The sequence below is a fragment of the Streptomyces sp. NPDC047917 genome (genome assembly GCF_043204345.1).
Lineage (GTDB): Bacteria > Actinomycetota > Actinomycetes > Streptomycetales > Streptomycetaceae > Streptomyces > Streptomyces sanglieri.
In genome coordinates this window covers 216,774-222,773 of sequence record NZ_JBIDCA010000014.1, presented here as the reverse complement: position 1 = coordinate 222,773, position 6,000 = coordinate 216,774, and the positions used below count along the sequence as shown (strand labels likewise).

The 6,000-nt window shown below is 74.5% G+C and carries 4 protein-coding genes; 1 reads left to right on the top strand and 3 read right to left on the bottom strand.

From position 1 onward, the window contains the following. Positions 1–134 precede the first annotated feature (134 nt). A complete protein-coding gene (locus ACGF8B_RS32125) occupies positions 135–3,629 on the bottom strand; it encodes a phosphodiester glycosidase family protein (RefSeq protein WP_392745553.1) in 3,495 nt (1,164 codons plus the stop codon). Between the two features lie 250 nt (positions 3,630–3,879). On the opposite strand from ACGF8B_RS32125, the gene ACGF8B_RS32120 reads away from it, so the two are divergent. Then, entirely contained in the window at positions 3,880–4,380 is a 501-nt protein-coding gene (locus tag ACGF8B_RS32120) for an NUDIX domain-containing protein (protein WP_392745551.1), read from the top strand. A gap of 171 nt (positions 4,381–4,551) precedes the next feature. On the opposite strand, the gene ACGF8B_RS32115 is transcribed toward ACGF8B_RS32120, so the two are convergent. Both ACGF8B_RS32115 and ACGF8B_RS32110 read right to left on the bottom strand, forming a co-directional pair. Continuing rightward, complete coding sequence (locus ACGF8B_RS32115; protein WP_392745550.1) at positions 4,552–5,496, bottom strand: M56 family metallopeptidase; 945 nt, start codon at positions 5,494–5,496, stop codon at positions 4,552–4,554. Positions 5,497–5,645: 149 nt separating this feature from the next. Next, positions 5,646–5,978, bottom strand: coding sequence for a BlaI/MecI/CopY family transcriptional regulator (locus ACGF8B_RS32110; RefSeq protein WP_392745683.1), 333 nt, complete (start codon positions 5,976–5,978; stop codon positions 5,646–5,648). Between the last annotated feature and the right edge of the window lie 22 nt (positions 5,979–6,000).

The following is a 6,000-nucleotide window of genomic DNA, read 5'->3' as shown; positions in this document are numbered from 1 at the left end:
GCGGGGGGGGGGGCGCGCCCCGGGGGGGGGGGCGCGGCGGGGGGGGGGGGGGGGGGCGGGCGCGGGGGGGGGGCGGGGGGCCCCCCCCCCCGGGGGGGGGGGGGGGGGGGCCGCCCCCGTCCGGCTCCCGGTCCTCAGGCCGCCGACGCGGCCCCGGCCGCGCCGATCGTGATCCGTACCCGCTGTGTCGTGCCGTTGACCGTCACGGCGAGGGTGATCGTCCCCGTCCGAAGTGCGGTCAGGGTGCCGGTGGACGGGTCGAGTACCGCCGCGTGACGATGGCGGACGCCGTCGCGGTCACCGATGTGCACGTTCGGCGAGCCGGTCCAGTCCGCGGCCAGCGGGAAGGCGACGGGGACGTTGCGGGCCCCCTGGGTGACGGTCGCGGTGACCTTCGTACGGCTTCCGGTGCCGAGCACCGCGGGTGCGTCGATCCTCAGCGCGTCCACGTGTGCGCGGGTCTGCACGGAGATCCAGTCGGGTCCGCCCTGCCACGGCCGTTGCCGTGCCGTGGCCTGCGCTCCGTGGCCGATCCGGTCGGCGCCGATCAGCGACCAGCCGGTGAAGCCGCCTTCGTCCGCGGGTCCGGCCGGTGCCTTGCCGGAGTTGCCATTGATCAGATACGGCACTCCGTCGACGTGCGAGGCGTTGAAGACCCCGACGTGGCTGCCGATGAAGGCCGCGCCCTTGCCCGTCGTACGGCGGAAGTCGGCGAGCCACTGTTCGACCAGGGCCGCCTCCTTGCGGTCCCCGAGCCGGCTGCCCTGCTGCACGGTCGGATCGCGCGGCGGCACGTGCTCGATGAGCATCAGCGAATCGACGGTCCGGTCCTTGGCCGCCGCGTCCAGCTGGTCGCGGAGCTGCTTGATCTGGGCGAAGCCGCCGCCGCGCAGGCTGAGGCTGGAGGTGTCGAGGGTGACGACACGGGTGCCCTTGTGGTCGAACGTCCGCTGGGCGGGCCCGAATTCGGTGATGAAGTTGTCGATCCGGCCCCCCATCACCTCGTGGTTGCCCGGTACGTAGTACCAGGGCAGCGAGTCGCCGAGCTCCTCCGTGAGGACGCAGCGTGCGAAGGCCAGGTCCGCGGGCGATCCCTCGTCGACGAGGTCGCCGTTGACGACCAGGAAGTCCGGCTCCGCCGCCTTGATCTCGCGCAGGGTGCGTCGGGCCTGGGCGACGATCGGGCTGTCCGGGTCGCGGGCGACGAACTGTGCGTCGGACATCACCGCGAACCGCCAGTCCCTGCGCCCGGTCACGGCCGCCGGGTCGATCAGCGGGTCGGCCGGGGCGGCCCGTTCGGGCAGCTCGACGGTGGGCGGGACCTGGGCGGTGAGGTCGTCGATCACGATCCCGCCCGTGTACTGCTTGTCCGCCGCGGTCTCCGCGAGGTAGAAGCGGGACACCGAGAGCGGCATGGCGGCTCCCGCCGGCACGGCGAAGGTGACCTGCCGCCAGCCGTTCCAGGTGACGTACGGTCCGCGCAGCAACTGGTCCGAGCCGGCGGCGTCCTTGAGGTGCAGGGTGGGCCAGGCACCCCGGCCGTCGCCCTTGATCCACAGCTTGAACGACTGGGGCTGGCCGGGCACGGTGACCGGCTGGGGCGGGGCGGCGTAGGCGGCGCGGGTGGCGGTGGAGCGGGTGAAGTCGTAGTCGAGCTTCAGTCCGGTGCCGGTGCGGCCGTCGGGGGTGGCCGTCAGCGACCCGTCCGCACGGGCCTGGCTGAACTTCCAGGACCCGGCGTCGTCGAAGGTGGAGACGGCCTGCTCGGTGAGGCCGACGCTGACGGCGAGGACGGTGGTGGTGCCCGCGACGGTCGCCTTGATCCGTCCGGCGCCCGAGCCGGTGCGTGAGGAGACGGTGAACGAGCCCTGCCCGTCGTCGCGGATGTCGAAGAGGGCGTGGTCGTAGTCGAGTTCGATGTCGCGGGGTTCGACGGGGGCGCTGGTGCCGTGGGCGTCGAGCCCGACGATGCCGAAGGTGCCGGCCGCCCCGGCGTCGGCGAGGCCCACCCGCTGGGTGGTGGGCTCGATCCGGGCCAGCTCGTCCAGGACGGTCAGTGACGTGCTTCCGCGCGCCGGCCCGCGTTCGGCGCGTACGTCGGTGGTGCCGCTGCGGTGCGCGGTGAAGAGCCCGTTGCTGTCGACCTCGCCGACCGAACCGGGTGCGGTGCGCCAGCGCGGGGTGCCCTGCGCGGGGCCGTACGTCTCGTCGTATCCGGTCGCGGTGAGGCGTCGGGTGAGACCGGGGAAGACCCGGTCGGGGTGGCCGCCCTTGACCGGGTCGACGCCGGGTGCGGCGTCGGCGGGCGTGCGGGGCTGCACCCAGTAGCCCTTCAGCCGCCCGGTGCCGTCGGGGGCGGTGAGGGCCAGGCCGTTGGGAACGGTGCGTTCGCTGCCGTCGGACGGGCTGTTCTCCACCCGGAGCGCGTCGCTGCCGGGCCGGCGGGCGACGAGGGTCGACGATCCGCCGCCGTCCAGGTTGAGTGCGCTGTACGAGCCGGCGCGCCGCATCATCAGGGCGAGTTCGGTGAGGGTGACGCCGCCGCTGTCGGCCTGCCGTCCGTCGACGGTGAGGATCTGCATCGTCCGGCCGTCCTTGGAGAAACCGACGGCGGTGCGGGGTGCGGCGGTGTTGTTGCCCTCGCCGTCGTGGTTCTGCGCGACTCCGTCGACGACGAGGAGTTCCCGACCGCCGACGGCGGTGCGCGGCACGGCCCCGCTGTCGGTGCGGGCCCGGTAGGTCAGGGACACCGGGTCGCCGGGCTTCAGCGCGCCGAGTGCTACGGCGCCGGCCTCACGGCCGACCAGGACGGTGGCGCCTTCGGGGACGGCCCCCGAACCGGGCGCGGGCGAGACGGATACGACCTTGCCGTCACGTACGAGCGCTTCGGCGACCGGGGTGGCGCTGTCCACGGTCAGGGCGCGGTCGGCGGTGCCCCAGGCGGAGGTGTACGCGCCGACTCCACCGGCCGGCACATTGGCGGCGTTGTACGCGGCGAGCGGCCGCTGCCCGGCGGGCAGTGTGAGGGTGCCCTCGAAGTACAGGTTCAGAATGCGGCCCGCGCTGCCGGGGCCGATGCCGACGGCACGGTTGATGCCGGGTGCGGGCGACTGGACGGTGGCCCCGTCCTTGATGCCGATCCCCTCGGGAGCGCCGGTCTGGTTGATGTCGAAGAAGTCGGCGTTGATCGCGGCGACGGTGCGGCGGCCGCGGCCCGCGTCGTGTCCGGCGGCGAGTTCGGAGACGGTGTGCCGTTCGGAGACCTTGCCGGAGGAGAGGTAGTCGGCGCGTACGCCGCTGCCGGCGAGGTCGACCGAGAGGTTGTCGACCCGCAGCCACTTGTCGGACTCCAGCCGGTCGTACGAGCTGAGGCGGACCCCTGGGGCGACCGGGCGGGAGGTACGTGCCGTCTCGATGCCGTCGGCGTCCGCGACCGCTCCGGTCTGCCCCGCCGGGTTGCTCGCGGGTGGTGGCGCGACCGGTCTGAGGATCTCGGCAGAGGTGCGGGGTCGGGGGTCGGGGGTCGAATCGGCGAGTGCGGGAGAGATCGCGCCGACGGTCAGAGCGGTCACCGTCGCGAGCAGTACGAGCGGGCGTGCGACCGTCCCGTGTCCCCGCTGCGTCCTCACGCGCGGTCCGGCCGTGCTGCCGACTGTGCCAAGGCCCACAAGTCCTCCTGGGTTCCCGATGGTTGCGTGGCCCGGTCCCCGGGCGCAGGCGCTGTCGGCGGACAGCATGGCCGCGCGCGCGGGGGGCGCACCAGGGGGCGTCGGGAACCTCGCGGCGAACAGGACGCGTCGGCTCGATGACGGCAATGATCAGCGTGAAAGGGGTGTCGTCGGCGGTGGTGCGCCCGGACCGGGGCGCAGACTTGACGGCATGCCATCCCAGAAGCGCACCAGGCGCAGTGCGGGTCTTCTCCTGTTCCGACGGTCCGGCGAGACGGGTTTCGAGGTGCTCATCGGGCACATGGGCGGCCCGTTCTGGGCGGGTCGAGAGAGTGCGGCCTGGTCGATCCCCAAGGGGGAGTACGGCCCCGAGGAGGAGCCGGAGGCCGCCGCCCGGCGTGAGTTCGGGGAGGAGTTCGGGCGTCCGGCGCCGGACGGTGAGTGGGTGGTGCTGGGCGAGGCACGTCAGTCGGGCGGCAAGACCGTGACGGTGTGGGGGCTGGAGGCGGATCTCGACGCCGCGACCGCTGTTCCGGGAACGTTCGGCATGGAGTGGCCGAAGGGGTCGGGGGTGTGGCGGGAGTTCCCGGAGGTCGACCGGTTCGCCTGGTGCACGCCGCAGGAGGCGGCGGAACGGCTGGTCGCCGGGCAGCGGGTCTTTCTCGACCGGCTGCGGGAGCACCTGGCGGGCGGACGGGCGGGGGACGACTGACCGGAACGGGATCCGGGCAGGCCGCCGGGCGGGCGCATGGGCGGACGGGCAGGTCGCCGGGCGGGCGCATGAGCGGACGAGCAGGTCGCCGGGCGGGCGGACGAGCACGTGGGCAGACCGGCGGGCAGGCAGGCACATGAACGGGCGGGCGGACGGGCGGGGAGCGGCCGGTCAGTGCGGTGCGTTCTCGCCCTGCGCCGCCTCGATGCTGCTGTGCAGATCGCTGGTCGCGTCGAGCGCAGCGGCTCCGGAGGCGACCAGGCAGGCCAGCAGCGCCGCCGCCGCGGCACGGCCGGCCCGGGGCCGTGCCGCGTTCCGGCCGAGCAGGGCGGCGACTCGGCGCGGTACGGGCCCCGCAGCGGCGGCGAGCGCCACTCGCGGGCGGGGTTGCGGGGTGCCTTCGGCTGCGCGTGCGGCGAGGGCGGCCCGGCCGATGGCCCGGGCGGCGATCCGCCGGTCGCCGACCGCGTCGGCGGCCGCCTCGTCGGCACAGCGTTCCAGGGCGTAGCCCATCGGGGCGCGCAGGGTACGCAGCGCCGGGTGGCAGAGCGCCGCCGCTTCGATCGCGGCGATGAACAGATGGTGACGGCCGACGAGATGGGCGCGTTCGTGAGCCAGCAGCGCATCGCGTTCGGCGGGATCGAGGGCGCGCAGCATTCCCGTGGTGACGACGATCCGGCCGGGAGTGCCGGGACGGCCGGGCAGTGCGTAGGCGTCGGGGCGGCTGTCGCGCAGTACGGCCAGTTCGCCGTCGGCATGCCCTTCGAGCCGTCCGGCCCGGCGCAGCTCCGCCCAGTGGCGGCGGGCGGCGCGGGCGACGGCGACGGCGCAGCCCACCAGGAGGGCCAGTGCGGCGGCGGCCAACGGCACGGTGGCGGCCGGGACCGCGTCGGAGAGCGGTCTGACCAGCTCACCCAGGGCGGAGACCACGGAGAACCGCGTCGCGCCGGGCACCACCAGCAGGGCCAGGGCGAGGAGGCTGCACAGGGCGAGGCCGGCGCCGGTCGCGGCGAGCAGTCGTACGGCACGCACCGGCGACAGCGCGTCCGCCAGACGGCGGGCAGCGGGCACCGCCAGGAACGGCATCAGCAGCGGCACCCACACGGCGTAGATCACGGGGCCTCCCCGGACTCGGCGTGGTTCACGCGGTCTCCCCGCGGCCTGGGCCGTTCACGAGATCTCCCCGCGGTATGCCTCGTTCACGAGATCTCCCCGCAGTTCTGCCTGGCTCATGCGGTCTGCCTGGCTCATGCCGTCCGCCCGGTTCATGAGGTCTCGCCGTCGAGCAGGTCCCGGAGCAGCCGCTCGTCCTCGTCGGTGAGCTGGGAGACGAAGCGGGCGAGGACGGTGCTGCGGTCCTCCTGCTTCCGCAGCTCGCTGTGCATGCGGCGGGCGGTCAGTCCGGGCTCGTCCTCGGTGGGCGTGTAGGCGAATCCGCGGCCGGCCCGGGTGCGGTCGACCGCCCCCTTCTCGTACAGGCGCGACAGGATCGTGGTGACCGTGGTGCGAGCGAGTTCCGCACCGATCGCGCCCTGGACCTGGCCGGGGGTGAGCGGTGTACCGGCGGCCCAGAGCGCCGCCAGGATCGTGGCCTCCAGCTCACCGGCGGGCCGGCGGTCC

What these genes read in the sequence shown, in the direction of transcription:
- ACGF8B_RS32120 (WP_392745551.1), top strand. Translation starts at nt 3,880, where the DNA reads ATGCCATCCCAGAAGCGCACCAGGCGCAGTGCGGGTCTTCTCCTGTTC.